The sequence below is a fragment of the Fibrobacter sp. UWB11 genome, from assembly GCF_900143015.1.
Classification (GTDB): Bacteria; Fibrobacterota; Fibrobacteria; order Fibrobacterales; family Fibrobacteraceae; genus Fibrobacter.
The window spans coordinates 1007752-1026656 of record NZ_FSRT01000001.1 but is presented as its reverse complement, the minus strand read 5'-3'; the positions used below and the strand labels follow the sequence as shown (position 1 = coordinate 1026656).

12 protein-coding genes and 3 tRNA genes are annotated in these 18905 nt (G+C 46.9%); 6 read left to right on the top strand and 9 right to left on the bottom strand.

Going from position 1 to position 18905, the window contains the following annotated elements:
- Positions 1 to 125 precede the first annotated feature (125 nt).
- Positions 126 to 2342 (top strand): 1,4-alpha-glucan branching protein GlgB, encoded by a 2217-nt coding sequence (gene glgB, locus BUQ91_RS04390; RefSeq protein ID WP_074208287.1) that lies wholly within the window; start codon positions 126 to 128, stop codon positions 2340 to 2342.
- A 70-nt stretch (positions 2343 to 2412) separates the two neighbouring features.
- On the opposite strand, the gene BUQ91_RS04385 is transcribed toward glgB, so the two are convergent.
- The 4 genes from BUQ91_RS04385 to BUQ91_RS04370 are packed head-to-tail and all read right to left on the bottom strand — an operon-like array spanning position 2413 to position 6750.
- Positions 2413 to 3030, bottom strand: coding sequence for a hypothetical protein (locus BUQ91_RS04385; protein ID WP_074208286.1), 618 nt, complete (start codon positions 3028 to 3030; stop codon positions 2413 to 2415).
- A 2-nt stretch (positions 3031 to 3032) separates the two neighbouring features.
- A complete protein-coding gene (locus tag BUQ91_RS04380; protein ID WP_074208285.1) occupies positions 3033 to 4616 on the bottom strand; it encodes a hypothetical protein in 1584 nt (527 codons plus the stop codon).
- Between the two features lies 1 nt (position 4617).
- A complete protein-coding gene (locus BUQ91_RS04375) occupies positions 4618 to 5817 on the bottom strand; it encodes a hypothetical protein (RefSeq protein ID WP_254842239.1) in 1200 nt (399 codons plus the stop codon).
- Positions 5818 to 5853: 36 nt separating this feature from the next.
- Positions 5854 to 6750, bottom strand: a complete 897-nt coding sequence (locus tag BUQ91_RS04370) for a tyrosine recombinase (RefSeq protein ID WP_074208283.1) — start codon at positions 6748 to 6750, stop codon at positions 5854 to 5856.
- A 127-nt stretch (positions 6751 to 6877) separates the two neighbouring features.
- On the opposite strand from BUQ91_RS04370, the gene BUQ91_RS04365 reads away from it, so the two are divergent.
- The 3 genes from BUQ91_RS04365 to BUQ91_RS04355 all read left to right on the top strand — a co-directional run bounded on the left by BUQ91_RS04365 (position 6878) and on the right by BUQ91_RS04355 (position 7386).
- Positions 6878 to 6950: transfer RNA gene (locus BUQ91_RS04365), tRNA-Lys, on the top strand.
- Positions 6951 to 7095: 145 nt separating this feature from the next.
- A tRNA-Lys gene (locus tag BUQ91_RS04360) sits at positions 7096 to 7168 on the top strand.
- Positions 7169 to 7313: 145 nt separating this feature from the next.
- Positions 7314 to 7386 (top strand) — tRNA-Lys (locus BUQ91_RS04355).
- A 130-nt stretch (positions 7387 to 7516) separates the two neighbouring features.
- On the opposite strand, the gene BUQ91_RS04350 is transcribed toward BUQ91_RS04355, so the two are convergent.
- From BUQ91_RS04350 to BUQ91_RS04330, 5 genes are all read right to left on the bottom strand, one after another.
- Complete coding sequence (locus BUQ91_RS04350) at positions 7517 to 8869, bottom strand: Na+/H+ antiporter NhaC family protein (protein WP_074208921.1); 1353 nt, start codon at positions 8867 to 8869, stop codon at positions 7517 to 7519.
- Between the two features lie 45 nt (positions 8870 to 8914).
- Positions 8915 to 10231 (bottom strand): hypothetical protein, encoded by a 1317-nt coding sequence (locus tag BUQ91_RS04345; protein ID WP_074208282.1) that lies wholly within the window; start codon positions 10229 to 10231, stop codon positions 8915 to 8917.
- The gene (locus BUQ91_RS04340) at positions 10228 to 11337 is read right to left on the bottom strand and encodes a hypothetical protein (protein WP_254842238.1); all 1110 of its coding nucleotides are present in this window, start codon (positions 11335 to 11337) and stop codon (positions 10228 to 10230) included. Before BUQ91_RS04340 ends, BUQ91_RS04345 begins: the two co-directional genes overlap by 4 nt.
- A gap of 260 nt (positions 11338 to 11597) precedes the next feature.
- Complete coding sequence (locus tag BUQ91_RS04335) at positions 11598 to 14759, bottom strand: carbohydrate binding domain-containing protein (RefSeq protein ID WP_074208920.1); 3162 nt, start codon at positions 14757 to 14759, stop codon at positions 11598 to 11600.
- A gap of 101 nt (positions 14760 to 14860) precedes the next feature.
- Positions 14861 to 15595, bottom strand: a complete 735-nt coding sequence (locus tag BUQ91_RS04330; protein WP_074208280.1) for a DsbA family protein — start codon at positions 15593 to 15595, stop codon at positions 14861 to 14863.
- A 376-nt stretch (positions 15596 to 15971) separates the two neighbouring features.
- Between BUQ91_RS04330 and BUQ91_RS04325 the strand changes: the two genes are divergently transcribed.
- Both BUQ91_RS04325 and BUQ91_RS04320 read left to right on the top strand, forming a co-directional pair.
- Entirely contained in the window at positions 15972 to 17768 is a 1797-nt protein-coding gene (locus tag BUQ91_RS04325; protein WP_254842237.1) for a homoserine O-acetyltransferase MetX, read from the top strand.
- A 1-nt stretch (position 17769) separates the two neighbouring features.
- Positions 17770 to 18651, top strand: a complete 882-nt coding sequence (locus BUQ91_RS04320) for a YicC/YloC family endoribonuclease (RefSeq protein ID WP_074208279.1) — start codon at positions 17770 to 17772, stop codon at positions 18649 to 18651.
- The last annotated feature ends 254 nt before the right edge of the window (positions 18652 to 18905 follow it).

Below are 18905 nucleotides of genomic sequence, written 5' to 3'. Positions count from 1 at the left end.
TATGCCTCCGTTTGCTACAAATGTAATAAAAATCCAAATATTACGGTTTTTATTGCAATTATTCGCATAACAACCCCATTTTATGTTATTTTTCAATTCGATAAAAACTTTAAGTGAGATCATATATGGAATGGAATGATTTTACCAGCCTCACTGCAGAAAACATGCAGGCAATCTGGGACTTCAAGACTAAGGACCCGTTTTCGATTTTGGGCATTCATCCGCTCGAAACAGACCGTGGAATAAAGACTGTTATCCGCACCTACCAGCCGCAAGCAAGCTTTGTCCGCGGTGAAACTTGCGACGGCACCGAAGAATTCGACTTTGTAAAACTGGGTGACACAGGATTTTTCGAAGCCATCCTCGATAAGGAATTCGAACCGTTCTTTTACAATTTGATTATCCGCCAAGGAGACGGCAACGAGTACACGCTCACGGATCCGTACGCATTCCTTCCTGTACTTAGCGAATTTGACCGCCACCTGATTGCAACAGGCACGCATTACGAGCTTTATCGCAAGCTGGGCGCCAACATCGTCGAACACCAAGGCTTCAAGGGAATCCATTTTGCAGTATGGGCTCCGAACGCTCGCGCCGTTTCTGTCGTCGGCAACTTCAACAGCTGGGACGGACGCCGTCACCAAATGCGCATGCTCGGTTCTAGCGGCATTTGGGAAATCTTCATTCCAAACCTTGGCGAAGGCGAACTCTACCGTTTTGAAATTCACGGAGCCGATGGCCAGCTTCACGTAAAAGTGGACCCGCTCGCAAAGCTCGCTGAAGTCCGCCCGGCAACGGCATCCATCACGACTCACCTCGATGGTTATGAATGGGGCGACGATCTTTACATGAAGACGCACTGGGCAACAAAGGTCTTCGGTTCGCCGATGAACATTTACGAAGTCCATGCAGGCTCCTGGCGCAGAGACCCGTCCAATCCGGATAGATTCCTCAACTGGGACGAACTCTCTGAACGCCTCATCCCGTACCTCAAGGAAATGGGCTATACGCACGTGGAATTCTTGCCGCTTGCAGAACACCCGCTCGATGAATCCTGGGGCTACCAGGTGACCGGCTACTATTCACCGACAAGCCGTTACGGTACACCGGACCAGTTCCGTCACTTTGTGGACCTTTGCCACCAGAACGAAATCGGTGTGATCTTGGACTGGGTTCCGGCACACTTCCCGAAGGATGCACACGCACTCGGACGTTTCGACGGCACCGCCTGCTACGAGCACGCCGACCCGCGTCAGGGCGAACACCCGCACTGGGGCACATACATCTTTAACCTCGGCCGTAACGAAGTCAAGAACTTCCTTATTGCTAACGCCATGTACTGGCTCAAGGAGTTCCACTGCGACGGTCTCCGCGTCGATGCAGTGGCATCTATGCTCTACCTCGATTACGGTAAGGGTCCGGGCGAATGGGTGCCGAACAAGGACGGCGGCAACATCAACTACGACACGCTCGAATTCCTGAAGCACTTAAACAGCATCATGGGCCGCTTGACCCCGCATGCAATTCTCATCGCCGAAGAATCGACAAGCTTCCCGAGCATCACTCGCCCGCCAGAGCAGGGCGGTCTCGGCTTCCACTACAAGTGGAACATGGGCTGGATGAACGACTTCTTGAGCTACATCCAGCACGAACCGATCCACCGCAAGTACCACCACAACCAGCTTACATTCAGCATGGTCTACGCTTATTCTGAAAATTTCATACAAGTTTTCAGCCATGACGAAGTGGTGCACGGCAAGGGCTCCATGCTCGGCAAGATGCCTGGCGACAACTGGCAGAAGTTTGCAAACCTCCGCCTCACCTACGCTTTCCAGTACGCACACCCGGGCAAGAAGCTCAACTTCATGGGCAACGAATTCGGTCAGTTCCGCGAATGGAACGAAAAGCGTTCGCTCGACTGGCACTTGGTCAGCTGGGATAGCCACGGCAAGCTCCTCGAAATGATGAAGGTCTTGAACCACATCTACAAGGAAAATGCTCCGCTGTGGGAAATCGACCATTACTACACCGGCTTTGAATGGATCTGGTGCGACGATGCCGACAATTCCATCGTAAGCTTTGTCCGTAAAGATGACCACGGCAACATGATTTTGTGCGTATTCAACTTTACGCCGGTTGTCCGTAACGATTACCGCCTGGGCGCTCCTGCTCGCGGTGCTTGGAAAGAAATTTTCAACACTGATGCAGCCATGTTCGGCGGATCTAACGTCGGTAATCTCGGTGAAGTCTGGACGCAAGACATTCCGTGGCAGAATCGCCAGTGCAGCTTAAACATCAAGCTTCCGCCTCTTGCGGCAGTCTACTTCAAGCTGGAGAGATAGGAAAGCTGTCATTCCTCTTTGAGCAAGAATCTCCATTTAAATTACACGCCGGCTATAAAAGCCGGCATTTTTAATTCAGCGTTACCGAGAACAAGAGCATCACAGAAGACGAGCGGAATACGCCATCATCATCGGACCAATACTCGTGGGAATTGAACGCGAGCGACACCCCTAAACCAACGTGTTCGCTCACCCACCAGTCCTTGCCGGCTTCGACATCGAAACTAAAAGCATGGAGCCCCGTATTCCCGGAATACTTGCGGCAATTGAGCCTATAACCAGTCATTCCGAAAGCCCCGCTGAAATAAACGTTATTCCATCCCGGCACATAATACGTGGCACCAGCACCGACAAAAACAGAACTCAACACGTAAAAATCATGATCCACATACATCGAGAGTCCATAACGGGCTTCTCGAAAATCGGAATACGTAACAAAACCCATGTTCGCATGCAAAGCCAAATTCGGCATGACATAAGCACCAAGTTTGCCATGAAGCTTTATTCCCAGACCATCCGCAGTCAACGATTCCTCGCCATCCGCATTTTCAAACGAAGAATAGCCTAGCCCTACCGAAGCTCTAGCAAACATTCCATCATGTGCCAAAGGCGTGCCAAGCGGCCCTGCTAAAGCCACTGAAAACGCACAAGACAAGGCAAGCAATAATTTAGCGAAAAGACGATCCATAATTAATTTTGGACATCTAATTTAGAAAAATCAGAGACATTCCAAAGCTTAACACCATCACCACGCAACCTAAACCCTATCGATATATACGGAGAGATTCCTTTGGAATGACCATATTTTGAAGCTTTCATATTATGAAATCCAGCCTTCAAACGAATTGCAATTCGCCCCGCGATTGGATCCCCCTCAGGCATGGTCTTACCCACAAGGCTCGGGAAAAGATAATCTACATAAGCCCCAAAACCATAGCGGAAATAGGATTCTTGCTTGTTTTCGCGTTTTTCTTCACCATCTCTGCGAACCACATAGAAAGCTTTACCCAAATTTGCAAATGCGGCACCTTCAAAATACTTTGTCTTAAGTACCCTATAACCTAACATTGAATGTATTCCATAATCTAAAAAGCCACAGGAATCGCACTTTTCATCCAAGGAGCGCATATTGAATTCAAAAGAAAGCATCACATTATAAATTCTAAAATCTAAAGCGACATTAAAAAAGAAAAACGATTTGTAATCTGGGAAATCCCCAGCCAAAAACGGAATACCAAAATCAGCACCCAAGCCAAAACTGAAATTACCCGCTCCTTCAACCAATGATTTCATCATTTTTCCCAAAGCAATCGATTCCATTACAGGGCATGCCAAATCTTTATTGACTTCAGGCTTATATTGTAATTCTTCGCATTTAAAAATTTCATGATAATCTTGTTCTGCAACTCGATTCAAAAGTAAATCGAGACCATCTTCATATCGATACGTACTATACCTTACCAAATAATTCGATGCAGAATCTTTATTTAAAATAAATTCATAATCACGAGTTAAATACTTTAAAAGAATTTTCGAACGTGGCGACAAATCTGCGGAATCAGCAAGCTGAACAGCAGTTGCATAATCACCGGCATAAACGAGAGATTCTATACGTTTACGAACTTCAATCGCAGGGTTCGGTTCCACACTATAGTTCAAACGGTACGGGAAAAATTGCACATTTTCCAAACTTTGAATATCCAAAAAAGCAACTGGTTCAGATACACCATCCAAAAAGAAAATGCGCTTATTTGGAATTTCAGAATCAAATGCAGGCACAGTAATCACGCGCTGGATCAGTTTAAACGAAGAAGAATCCCTTATAATATCAGGACCCATGTATGCAAATTGAGTGAAGACCTTTTTTGTTTTTTCGGCAGGCGGATCTACCCAAGTTTTACTTTCTTTGTCATAAATTTTGTCTACGTGAATAATATTAAGGATCAAATAAAAACCATTTGATTCTTTTTGCGAGCGCAGTTCAAATGTTTTGCGAACATTCTCGGGTGCATCAGCCAAATCACGCTGCATGCGAGCAGCTTTCAGTTCAGACCATTCCATAAAAGATTTATAGACATCCGGATATTCCTTGTCGAAACTGACCCAAGGCAATTTATCCTGGCTGTATACATTGCTCGTGATGAGTGAACCGTAATAAGCGACAGGCGCTATTTCTAGCTTTTTCGCCACCGTCACTGAATTGACTAAAACATCTTCGTACGCAAAGCTATAGGACAGCAGAGTCAAAATAATCGCAAAAAAATACTTAACCATATTAGCGTTCCATAGAATCAGGATAAACAAATTCTACCGGTTTCATTGTCAACACAGGTATAGAAAACTCAATTGACATATAAAACCTAAATCCAGAAGCATTTACTGTATGATCGCCCCAAATATTTTTTATACCCGCTCTAAAACGAAGGTAAAACATATCGTACAAAACACCTGCTCCATACACCGGATAAGCCTGATATGAATCCTTGCTTGTTCTATTTTCATCGTTTTTACTTTTATTTTCACCATAGAAATCAACTTCTACACCAGTCGTTAAATAGCACTGCAACGAAATGTTTCTAAAGTAATAGCCAACATTTAAATTCCAGCCCAAATTGTAGAAATGGAGAGAATCACTAGAACGAACATCACTGAAATGTGTCGTAATTTGGGTTTCAAGACTGACATCATATATATACCAGTTTGTACCCCCATAAAAACCAAAACCATTTTTAACCTTATCCGAAATATCTCCTAAAAAGGCGACATAGGAACCACCTAAGAAAAACGTATACGACTTGAGCGTATCAACTGTCTTTCTGTTCCAATAAACATTAACTAGATACTCTAGCTGCTCCCGTTTCTTTAACTGGAGCTTATGTTTTTCAATCAGCGACTCAATATCATATTTATATTTAAAGAAGCCCTTCATTACAATATAAATAAACATCCGGTCACTCTCATTTTCAACACTTTTGAGTTTTTCTTCAAGCTTTCCAGATTCTATTTCCGCTTGCAATTTATCCTTAAATGCTTTATGGAACGTATCGTAAACATAGTCCGGCCTTGTATTATAACGCGATACAAATTGCACATCACTAAGCGATTCAAAATCACCTAAAAAATATTTCAACAGAATTTTTTCGTAATCATGAATTATAAAATAAGTAGACGACTTTTCATACGACTCAGCAACATCGACCAGTTTCTTTAAACGCTCAAGATTATCATTTTGCAAAGCTTTTCTCATAGCATCGCGAAGATACTTGACCTGGTCAAACTCCTGCCGAAGCATTTCTGATTCACTGAATTTTTCAACAAGACTCAACGTATCAGGAGATTTACTCTCTTCGTAATCGTGCACAAATAAGTTCATTACAGAATCGCGAGCAACAGGTTCTGCAGAAAAAACGCTACAATTCAAAGACAAAATTAGGGTACACGCCCAAACCGCTAAATATTTTACACAAAAACGCATAAGATAAATATACAAATAAGGCGTAAATGGAGCAACTTAGGAGTGCCCGCCCATCTCCCTCGGATGGAACGAGCGGTGTTCTTGCTTGATGAAATCTTTATCGACGTGCGTGTAAATCTGCGTGGTACTGATATCGGCATGACCGAGCAGTTCCTGCAAAACGCGCAAGTCCATACCCGCTTCAAGGCAATGCGTGGCAAAACTATGGCGGAACGTATGCGGCGAGACCTGTTTGCTCAAGTGCATCGTATGCAATTGCACAATTTTCCATGCCCCCATGCGGCTCATAGGCTTTCCATGCGCATTCAAGATGATATTATCCGTTGCGGGGTGCGTCAGCGGTCGCCCTTCTTCAATCCATGCGCGAAGATTTTCCTTAGCCTTGCTCCCGAGCGGTACAAGGCGCTGCTTATTGCCCTTGCCAATCGGCATAAGCCATTCATTTTCAAGGTCAATTTGCGAAAGCTTGATGCCGAGCGCTTCAGAAATGCGCAATCCTCCGCTATACATGAGCTCGATCAAGGCCGTATCGCGCAGCGGATTCTTGCCGTTCGCGGCACTCTCAAAAACGCTGTCGATTTCTTCGCGGGTCAGGTACTGCGGCAGGTAATGGCCAAGCTTCGGAGTCGCAAGCATCGATTCCGTGCTGTAGTCGTACTCGCCCTGATTCTGCATGTACTTGAGGAACCCACGCAGACTCGAAAAATGCCTCGCCACCGATGTCGGGGAATATTCTTCCTGCCCCGCCGTAAGCGTCAAAAATTCGTCCAGTTTTTCGGGTTTCAAGTCCTTGAGGTCAATTCCGTTCTCGTCCAGCCAGGCAATAAAATGCCTCAAATCTTCCTGATAGCTCTGGATCGTCACCGGGGAAAGATTACGTTCTACCCCGAGGTGCGAAAGAAAAGCATCTAGACGATTGGAATTAAAGCTCATGAGAGAGAATATAGTTATAGACGAAAGACAAAAGACGGAAGACGAAAGATTTTTTCAAAAAAAATCGGCCATTTCCCTTGCCATTTTAATTCGTTATTTCTATAATTGTGCGCGTCCAAGCGACTATGGATGATTAGCTCAGTTGGTAGAGCAGCTGACTCTTAATCAGCGGGTCGCAGGTTCGACCCCTGCATCATCCACTAAGCACTAAACCGCAAGGCAAGGTGCTGCAAATACAAAAGCGTCAGACAAAGATAAGCGTCTAACGAACTTTGAAACTGCGACTTTTGATTTTTGCAAAGACATAGCTCCCAACGAAAGACGGGAACGCGACCTAAGAATTTTGGATGATTAGCTCAGTTGGTAGAGCAGCTGACTCTTAATCAGCGGGTCGCAGGTTCGACCCCTGCATCATCCACTAAATACCAAACCGTAAGGCAAGGTATTGCAAATACAAAAGCGTCAGACAAAGATAAGCGTCTAACGAACTTTGAAACTGCGACTTTTGATTTTTGCAAAGACATAGCTCCCAACGAAAGACGGGAATGCGACCTAAGAATTTTGGATGATTAGCTCAGTTGGTAGAGCAGCTGACTCTTAATCAGCGGGTCGCAGGTTCGACCCCTGCATCATCCACTAAACTCCATCTGAAAAGATGGAGTTTTTTTTATTCTCCTCCCCCATAACTTTCTATAAAAAACTCAGGAATCACAATCCCTGAGTCGTTCTTCAAAAAACTTTGTGGAAACGCAAAGCGTTCGAATTTTTATTCGTTCAAGTCCTTTTTCTTGCGAGGCGAAATCGCAATGAATACGAGCACGCTAACGAGCAACAAGAACGGATAGAACATATATGGAATCAAGTCGAAAGCGCTCACGCTTGCATCCGGCAAGGCCGTGGAAATTGCGGCAAGCGCCACCAACATCTGCGCACCGTAAGGCAAAATGCCCTGCACCACGCAACTGAAAATATCCAAAAGCGAAGCCGTCTTCTTAGGAGAAATGCGGTATTCATCGCCCATCTGCTTTGCAATCGGGCCTGCCATCACAATAGCGACCGTGTTGTTCGCCGTAGCAATATCGAGCGCACTCACCAAAAGGCCAACACCTACTTGCCCGCTACGGTGTCCCTTGAACACCTTATGGATAAAATCGAGCAGAGCCGCAAAACCGCCATGAATGCGAATAAGCCCGCACAAGGCGCTCACCAGCACCGCCACAAGAATCGTCTCATACATGCCCGAAATGCCGTTTCCGATGTTCTGCAAAAGCCCCATCATATTGAGCGGGCCAAAACCGACCATGATGACAGAAGCAGCGACAATGCCAACAAGTAACACCGTAAACACGTTAATGCCCGTAAGCGCAAGCGCCAACACCAAAACGTACGGAATCAGCTGCACCAGACTGTAGGAATTTTCGGCAACCGCACGAGCTTCCGTCGCAAACGAAATCGCTGTAATAATCGCCACCGCCACAAGCGCCGCCGGGAGCGCAATAATAAAGTTCACATGGAACTTGTCCTTCATCTTGCAGCCCTGCGTCGAAGTTGCCGCAATCGTCGTATCCGAAATAAAGCTCAAGTTGTCGCCAAACATTGCGCCACCAATCACCGTCGCCACGCAGAACGGGACACCGAAGCCCGCCATCTGGGCCACCTCAACAGCAATCGGCGAAACAACAGCAATCGTACCTACCGAGGTTCCCATCGCTGTAGAGACAAACGCAGCCACCAGGAACAGCACCACAACCGCAAACTGCGCCGGGATAAAATCCAGCAGCAAATAAGCAGCCGCCGAAGCGCTCGAACGCCCGAGAATCCCCGCAAAGATGCCCGCGCAAAGAAAGATGAGAATCATCAAGAATATGTTGCGGTCGCCCAGCGCTCCCGCCATGATGTTCATCTTCTTGTCAAAATTCAATTTGCGGTTCTGCATGCATGCGACAAAAATCGCAATCAAGAATGCAGCTACGATGGGAATGTTATAGAAGCCCATCGAAATATGGAGAATGTATTCGAACGTAATGCCAAGGCCCAAATAAAGAACCAAGAACACGGCGACCGGCAAAAGGGCAATCGGGTTGCCCTTGATTTTTTCTTCGAAATTTTCGTTTTGCATGCGCCAAAAGATAGAAAAAGCGCAGCCCAAAGCCAAGTCAACTTTCTATTTGCCCAAACTAATCAAATGCCACGTGAACCCAAGCGAAACAAATGGCGAAACCCCTTTGGCATGCCCAATGTCTGAGACATTCATGTTTTGCAAACCGAGCTTTATACGCGCTCCAAATCGATTTCCGAGTCCAGGCTCAAAGAAGCTGTTCATAGGCTTTCCGATAAGGTTCGGGAATAGCGCATCGACATAAATGCCAATGCCATAGCGGAAATATCGTTCATGCTGATAGTCCGAATCCTCGACGCCCTTTTGCGGAGGGACTTCAATTGCAGAAAAACCAAGATTTCCCCATGCACCGCATTCTATATATTTCGTTTTCAACCATAAGTATCCAAATTCAAAATGCGCGCCAAAATCACCTGTGCCGCAAGAATCGCACTTCGCATCAAGCGAGCGGATGCTGACACCCATTCCCCAAAAGATATTTCTGTTATATATATTAAAACCAAGGCCCAAATAAAAAACAGGGTCGAAATCCGGGAATTTTCCAATCAAAAACGGGCGGCCAAAATCGACAAACGCGTTAAACCTAAAGCCCCCCTCTTTCTTTACGACGGGTCCGACATTTTCATTTTTTACAGGCGCCGGAGCCACTTCCTGAACATCCAAAGTCGCATTAGGGTTCACGTCATATTTCAATCGATGCGGAAGGTAATGAATCTTATCAAGAATCGATGTATCCATCAAGGAATAACATTCTTCTGAATATCCGTCCATGAAAAAAATTCTTTTGACCGGAATCGACTGTTCTTCGGGATTGGGCAAAAGCACCATCATTCTCTGGGAAATTTTCCACGAAGAATCCTGGGAAATGTCCGGTCCGACATACGCAAAAGAAAAGAGTTCCTTTTTAACCTCTTCAGGCTTGGGGTTCACCCACGTTTTAGTCACCTTGTCATAAACCTTATCTACTCGAATTTCATCGTGGATCAAGAAAAAGCCCTTCACATCCATGGCTAAATAACGATATTCAAACATTTGTTTGAATTTTGGGGGAGCCTGAGACAAAAGTTCATTCTGACGATTCTGCTTATAGTTAGACCACCCGATAAAAGACTTATACACCTGCGGGAATTTTTGTTCGAATTCAGCATTCTCCGCCCTATAAAATTCCTTCTGCAAATATTTTCTTTGTATAAGGCTCCCGTAATAAGCGACCGGAGCCGTTTGCAATTTTTGCGCAACCGTCTGCGATTGAGAAAAGCCCACTGAAGAATCGGAAAGAACGATATTATACGTGACATATCGCCCTGCAAAAGAAAGGGATACCGCAAACAAAAGGAACAGCAATAATCTACGTACCATCATTTAACCCCTTTTTCCCTGAATGAATAGTCAAAATCAACTTGCTTTTTGGAGTATTCACGGAACGTCCATTCAATGGACGCATACAACCTAACACCGGAAGCTTTCAACACATCGCCAGAGAAAATACTCCTGATACCCGTTCTAAAGCGCAAGCCATTATGGATACGCCCCTTATCTGTAAAGAACAAGTCGACAATTGCCCCTGCGCCAAAAGCCGGATAAAACTGGTACGGCATATCATCGTTCGCCTTATCCCCTACGCTCTTCCCACGAATATTGAACGCGTTCATGCCAAAGCCAACTGTCGCATACCCGTAAAAGAACACATTCTTATTCTTAATAAACGTATAGCCAAAATTAAAATCCCATCGCATATCATAGAACTGCAAGGAATCCGGCTCCTTATTTTGGCAACCGTTAATATCCATAAACCATTCATACAAAAAATCATTTCTGATAAAATCAATACCAATGTACATGCCTGGCATCCAACCGACTTTATCCGCCAACGAGCCCACTGGTTTTATAATAGCAGCACCCCAAGAAAAAGCGGCATAATTCTTCGTATCGAAATCTTCTTTTTGCCAAAAACGAGTTACCAAGAAATACAATTGTTTTTCATCCGTCAGCTGATACTTGTATTTTTCAATCAACTGCGAAACGCCCTTTTTATTTTCAAATAAACTATTTAGAATAATGTAAACAAATACACGATCACTTTCATTAGGAACTTCCCTCAGATTTTCTTCAATTTTGCCAGTTTCAATTTCACGTTTCAACGTTCGATACAAGGCAGAACGCATATCTGCATGTATTGAGCTATTTAGTAAATCCTTTATATAATCGACTTGTGCCAAGAAATCATAATCCTTCAAGAAATATTTTATGACTAGTATATCGTTCGCATAAAAAACGTGAAACGTCGAAGCATTACGATCAAAAAGTTCCGCCTCCTCGACAACCGTCTTTAAACGTTCAATTTCGCCTTTATTCAAGAGATCTTCAATCGTGTTCCGATAATACATTGCGTAAAAGCGCTCTTTTTCCAAAGAATCTCTATAGTTAGCTACAATTTTCGCCTTTGCCGATGTTTCGTCAAAATCCAACTTCTTTGAAGTATCTGTATCGGGATTCTGCACAAATAAATGCATTACAGAATCAAGCGGAACATCATCCGCAAACGAAGGCCCGCAAAAAGCCACTACAGACAAGAAAAAAACAAAAAGAGAAAAACGATGAAGCATAAAGCTAATATACAAATTAGACCGGAATAAAAGCACTATATACAAAAAACGAACTCCGCCGTTTCCGACGGAGTCCGTTTCAAGATTTCGAGAATCTAGTTTGCGAGCCTTAGCTCAACACCTTACTGCAAAGTGATGAGAGTAAGAGTGCGCTTGCCGACCTTGATACCCTTAGAGATATCGACTGTCTTAGCCTTCTTGGACGGGTCGTTTGCCCAGCCTTCTTTGAGCTTTTCGGAGCTCTTGTCGAGAGTTTGGACAGAAGCCTTGCCCTTGAAGCCCGGGATGTCGAGCTTGATATCGAAGTCGCTGTACGGGCTCTTGTTCACGAGGAGGAGCTGCTTCTTGTTGCCGTTTACAGTCAAGTAAGCGGTCAGGAGAGCGTCTTCGTCACCCTTGATGGTGGTCTTCATGAGCTTGCCACGGAGAGCATCGGAAGCCATCTGGAATGCCCAGTAGCTCGGACGCGGGCAGTTCATGCATTCTTCACCAGAACGGGTCAAGTAACCGTAGTCACCGCCTTCCGGAGTGATATCGTTGTGGATATCCCAGTACTGAGCGTTGTCGACGTTTTCAGTAGCGAGCATACCGAGGTAGTCTGCGACGAACAAGCCGTTTTCGACAGACAAGGTCTGCGGGCCCGGGTTGAAGTCAACAGAGTTCCATTCGGTGAGCCAGAGTTCAATCTTCTTGCTCTTGTTGAACTTAGCAGTCCACTTGTCCACGACCTTGTGCAAACGTTCGTAGATTGCGGTGAGGGTCTGCGGAGCAGAGAGCATAGCGAAGTCATTTTCTTCGCCGAAGTGCTGCGGGTAGTGGTGAACGATAAGACCGTCAGCGATGTCACCCGTTTCAGCAAGAACCTTGTCGTTCCAGTCGCCTTCGAGAACGCCGAGCACAGCCACCTTGATGGTCGGGTCAACTTTCTTCATGGCTTCGATGAACTTACGAGCGCGCTTACCATAGATGGTACCGCCGTCCTTACCGTACTTTTCGTAATACGGATGCCAGTTACCGTAGATTTCGTTACCGATTTCCCAGTAGAGGATGCCGGCCTTCTTGTCAACGTTCGTGTGCTTGACCCAGTCAGCGGCTTCCTTTTCAGTGCCGGAACCGAAGTTCACAGTGAACATAGCATTAGAGCCAGTCTTCTTCAACCATTCGAGGAATTCGTCAGTGTCGACCATCCAGTCGTGGTTGTCGAGGATTTCCTTCCAGTGGTCGTCATCAGCACGGAGACCACCCGGGTAACGGATAATGCCGTGGTTGACGCGCTTAGCAAATTCGCGAGTCTGAACCTTGAAGTTCTTGTTGTCGAGCATGTCGCCGTCCCAGAGGGCAGCGTTGATACCGAACAAGCCACCAGAGATTTCCGGGTTGAGGACTTCCTTTTCGCCCTTCACCAAGACCTTGATGACAGCCGGACGTTCCTTAGCCTTGACTTCGCGCTGGTTGGTCAAGCGGATGTTGTCAATCTTGAAGCCACCTGCAGTACCTTCACCACTCGGCTTGAAGTCGAGAGCGGTTACACCCTTGAGGTCGAAGAGGCCGTTTTCAACAGCGTCAGGCGGTTGATAATACGGGAACTTGCCGAAGGTGCGGAACGGAACGAGGATGGTCGTCTTGCCCTTAGGAGCACCGACGTTGGAAACGAAGATTTCGTTGCCAGCATCCTGGATCTGCACGGTGATGGACTGCCAAGCCTTTTCGGAGTACACGTCGAACATGATGCCCCAGTGCTTGGTCCAGTCGCGGTCAGCAGCCGGACGGCCATTCTTCTTCATGTCGAGCACGACGTCAACCCAGTCAGCAAGGAGGTAGTGTTCGATATTCAAGCAGTTGCCCTTGAATTCGGAGCAGTTTTCAACCTTGAACTTGAGCTGAGACTTCGGACCGGTAGACGGTTCCCACTTGTCCTTGGCATACTTGCCTTCGAAGTCGGAAATCACGTAGTCCGGAGCGTTGGACTTGAAGGAATCCCACTTGAGATCCGGGTCAATCCAGTCGATGTTGGACGTGAAGGTGATCTGGTCAACGAAGACCGTCACAGGAGCCGGCTTGCCCGGTTCGCCCTGGTTTTCACCCTTGCCAACGGAGAAGCGGATTTCCTGAATCTTGTCCCACTTGATGTCCTTAGCAACTTCAGCCTGCTTGTTAGCGTCCCAAGCCTTACCCTTGTCGGTGAAGCGCTTGAGAGGAATCTTGGCGAGTTGCCAATCCTTGGAGACCTTGATCCAGTCGTTGAGGCCGACCTTGGTTTGGCTCTTGATGTCGTTGCCCTGGTTGTCGAGGATACCGACGTAGAGCTTTTCGCCGCCGAGCTTACCCTTGATCCAGAAGTAGAGACCGCCCTTGTCGCGAACCTTGGAGAGGTCAATGAACTTGCCTTCACCGAGAGAGTAGGTCACGCCAGACCAGTCGTTGTTATCGATGTACATGGCGAGCACGTTCTTGTTGCCCGGAGTCTTGGACTGAGCTTCACGCTGAGCGGTGAGACCACCGTAGCTGTAAGAGAAACCCTTGACCTGGTTGTCATAGAACGTAGCGAGAGTCTTAGCCTTGCCATCGAGCTTTTCCGGGTTCTTCGGACCGTCGATGACGTCGTTGTTTTCATCCCAGTAGACCACCTGCTTCTTCGGGGCAGCCTTCTTGTTGCCCTTCACGATTTCGATGTTATCTACCCAGACTTCGAATTCGCTTGCAGCGCTCTTGTCAATGGAGAAACGGATTTCAGCAATCTTGTCCCAGTCGATACGAGACGGGAATTCGGACTTGCGGGTGTTGTCCCAGTAGAGACCACGGTCCGGGAAGTCCACGAGAGGAATGGAAACCTTCTTCCAATCCGTCGTTACGGCGCCGCCTTCGATGTACTTGTTCATCGGAAGCACAACCTGAGTCTTCTTGCCGTCAGAAACTTCTTCGTCGAGGAGACCGACCTTAACGGCTTCGCCACCATGCTTACCCTTGATCATGAATTCGACCTTGGAGTCAAGCATGTACTTGTTCAAGTCGAAGAATTCGTTGTAAAGGCAGATGGAAGCACCGGAGTATTCCTTCGGGTCCAACTTGATGTTGAGGGCGGCCTTGGACTTGTAACCACCAGACTTAGTGATGGTAACGCCCTTGCTCGTGCCACCGTAAGAGTAGTCGTATCCACCCGGACGATACTGTTCATCGAAGAACTTGTAAACGGCCAGATGCGGCTTTTTCGGCTGAGCCATTGCAGCTGTAACGCTCAAGCCGAGGACGGCGAGCGAGGCAACTTTCAATGATTGCTTAATCATAATGTGCATCCTTTTGTTGTTTTTTTGATCTTTAAATTAAAATCGTAAATAAGAAAAAGCGCACACGCCAAAATCATTAGCGTGCACGCCTGAAAACGTAATTACTTAGCTTCCTTCAACATCTTTTCGACGAGTTCCGGGCTGAAGCGGTCTTGACGCTTGCCGTTGATGTAGAAGTTCGGAGTTCCCTGAACGCCGACCTTGACACCCAACTGGAAGTCCTTGTCGATGCGAGCGTTCATAGCAGAATCGAGAACCATGTCCTTCTTGAACTGTTCGATGTTGAGGCCAATTTCCTTAGCTACAGCGATGTAGATGGAATCACCGAGTTCGCGGGAATGCGGTGCGAGAGCATAACGGTATTCCCAGAACTTGCCCTGCTTCTGAGCAGCAATAGAAGAAGCTGCAGCAGCCTTGGCGTTGGAGTGGAAGCTCAGCGGGAAGTGCTTGTAAACGAACTTGATTTCGTTCGGGTACTTCTTGTTGAGTTCCTGCATAGCCGGAGCAATGCGAGAGCAGTACGGGCACTGGAATTCAGTGAATTCGACAATCGTGAGCTTCGGGTTCTTGGAGTTACCGAAGATCGGGCTATCTTCATCAGGAATGTCCCAAACCTTGTTGTCGGCTTCCATTTCGGCGCGAGCCTGTTCAAGAGAGATTCCGCGCTTGTCAAGAGCGTACTTGATGATTTCGAATTCTTCCTTGACCTGCTTGAAATCCTTTTCGAGGCTGTCCAAGCGAGCCTGCTGGTTGAACGAACCACCAGCGGAAGCTTGATTGCAAGCGACGAGGCTGGAGACCAAAATAGCCATACCAATAAAAGAGAGACGTTTCATATTAGTCCTTTGAGTTAAAAAAACGGACGGGAGCCCTTTTAAGCTCACGAGTTTAGAGAAATATAATAATGAAAGATTAGTTTGATACAAGAAAAACTTCAAAAAAACATACACAATCGTCTCATCTGTATTCGCTAAAAACAATTGTAAAATCCATTTTTTTTCAAGTTTTTGCAAAAATCTTTCTCCGTAACTACATGTGTTTTAACAAGTTACAAAAGTGATAGCGCTGAAAATAGTGATAAAAATCGCACGAAAAGAATTTACATAACTAACAATAAACAAAAACTATTGCAGTAAGGCAATCAACAAAAGACTTTTACTAATGGCTAAAGACTAACGACCAAGAACCAAACATTTTACTATTTTTATGCATATGAGTGAATATTTGCATAAATCGTTTGGTCCCGTTATCCCAAAGGATTTTAATAAGGATTATGGAGAGAAAGGCTTTTTGTTGGAAAGCGGCAAGACGCTCCCCGCCCTCACCCTCCGCTACGAGACCTATGGCACGCTGAACGCCGCCGGCAATAACGCCGTGTGGGTTTGTTCGCCGTTGACCGCCGATGCCCACGCAGCCGGCTGGTACACAGAAAATGACAAGAAACCGGGCTGGTGGGACGAACTCATCGGACCAGGCAAAGCTATTGATACCGACAGATTCTTTGTAGTTTGCAGCAACATTCTCGGCGGATGCAAGGGCTCTACAGGTCCAGCAACAATCAACCCGCGCACGGGCAAGCCTTACGGCAGCACCTTCCCTACCATTACGATAGGCGATATGGTACATGCCCAGAAGGAACTCGCCGACAACCTCGGCATCAAAGAATTCTACAGCGTCATCGGTGGATCCATGGGTGGTTTCCAAGCCATGAAATGGGCCATCTACTACCCCGAACAAGTCAAGCGCATCATCATTATCGCAAGCTCCCCGCGTTTTTCAAGCCAGGCACTCGGTTTTGAAGTCGTGGCCCGCGACGTGATTACGCAAGACCCGAACTTCCACGGTGGTGACTACTATGAAGACGGCATGACACGCCCGGATATCGGACTTGCCAACGCCCGCAAGCTCGCGCACATCACGTACCTCTCTGCCGTGGGCATGGAGAAAAAGTTCAAGCGCGCCCAGGATCAGGAAAACAGGAACCACGCCATCACCTACTCGACTCCGTACGACCTGAACCTGCCCATCGAAAGCTACTTACGTTATCAGGGAACAAAGTTCGTCGACCGTTTTGACGCAAACAGCTATTTGCACATTGCACACGCAACTGATGCATTCGACCTCGAAACAGAATATGGCAGCATCGAGAACGCCTTCAAGGATATCAAGGCCGAAGTCTTGAACGTTAACCTTTCTACAGACTGGCTTTTCCCGCCGCACGAAAGCCGCCGCATCACGAGCGCCCTCTTGAACGACGGTAAATCGGTCACGAGTCTCGAACTCGATACGCAATTCGGACATGATGGATTCTTGATTGAAGTCGGCGAACTCGGCAAGGCCGTAGGACGATTCCTCGATTCCAAGATTATCCCGGAAAACGGTACCCAGGCTATTCCTGTATTCCACAACCAGAGCGACTTTGACCTTATGGGCAAGCTCGTAAAAGAAGGGAGCCATGTGCTCGACCTCGGTTGCGGCAGTGGCGACTTGCTGGAATATCTTATCCAAAAGAAAAAAGTCACCGGCTTTGGCATCGAAAAGAACATCAAGGGAATTCTCGATTGTCTTGAAAAAGACGTACAAGTTATCCAGCGCGATCTAGACGAAAGCGGTCTCAAGGATATCAAGGACGGAAGTTTCGACTATGCGATTATCAACCGCACGATTCAGGAAATCCGAGACCCTGTTGCACTTTTGAACGAACTTTTGCGCGTCGCAAAGCAAGTCATCGTAACATTCCCGAATTTCGGCCATTGGTCAGCCCGCGGAAGCCTCATGTTGCATGGTCGCATGCCGATTTCGAAGGAACTCCCCTACGAATGGTACGACACGCCGAACATCCGCGTGCTCACGCTCAAAGACTTTTATACATTGTGCAGCAAGGAAGGGTTCAAGATTGAAAATCTGCACTTCCAGAACGAGCACAAGATAAGCAAGGTCCTGACTACCATCGGGCTCCCGAACTTCGGTGCCGAACACGTGATTGCGACAATTTCGAAGAAGGTTTAGAATGTCCATTATTTCCATGACCGGGTTCGGCAAAAGCGAATCCACATTGAACGGAGTCAGTTGCGTTATTGAAGTACGCAGCGTGAACAGCCGTTTCCTTGAAATTTCAAGCAAGATTCCGAAGAACTTCGCCTATCTCGAAAATGATTTCAAGGCACAGATCAAGGACAAGCTCGTTCGCGGTTCCGTGAACTTTTCGATTACGCTTGGCGCAGGCAATGCCGGGAACATTCCCGTCTGCTACAACGAGGCGGCAGTTTCCAAGTTCGTCGAAATCACGAAGGCCATGCAGAAAAAATACGGCATTGCCGGTGATATCAAGCTCGAACATGTTCTTGCCATCCCAGAAGTTTTGCAGTTCACCGATGGAAACGACGACAATGAAGTCTGGGAAAAGCACCTGAAGACCGAACTCGATAAGGCTTTGGACGGTGTCATTGCCATGCGCGAAAAGGAAGGTGCAAACCTCGCCGTGGACCTCACCCGCCGCGTTATCCACCTGAACGAAGTCATCGACAAGGTCGAAGTTCTCGATCCGCAGCGCATTGAAACGTGGAAGGTCAAGTTCCGCGAACGCATCAATACGCTCATGAAGGATTCCGAAATCGACGAAGTGCGCCTGTTGCAAGAAGCCTGCATCATGGCCGACAAGCTCGACATTCACGAAGAAATCACGCGTTTCCGCAGCCACAACAAGTTGTTCCTCGACGCGCTCGCCAAGGGTGGCGCACAGGGCAAGAACCTTGGGTTCATCTTGCAGGAAATGGGCCGTGAAGCGAATACGCTTGGCACAAAGTGCCAGAACGCGGACATCGCCGCCCTCGCCATCGAACTCAAGAACGAAATCGAGTGCATCCGCGAGCAGAGTATGAACGTCGCCTAAGGCGAGAGTTGCGAAAACAAGCTTGCTTGTTTTTCATAACCGAGCCGCAGCGACGTAGAATTTGCGAAGCAAATTCTCATGTTGCGTAAGCCGAGCGATGCAGAAACATGCTCGCATGTTTCTATATCCAAGGCGAAGCAACACGCACTACGAAGTAGTGCCACGGTGCATAATTCTCAACATCATTTCTCAACATGGATTTTTTATCCATAAAAAGCCCTACGAAAGTAGGGCTTTTTGTTTCAAAACTATCT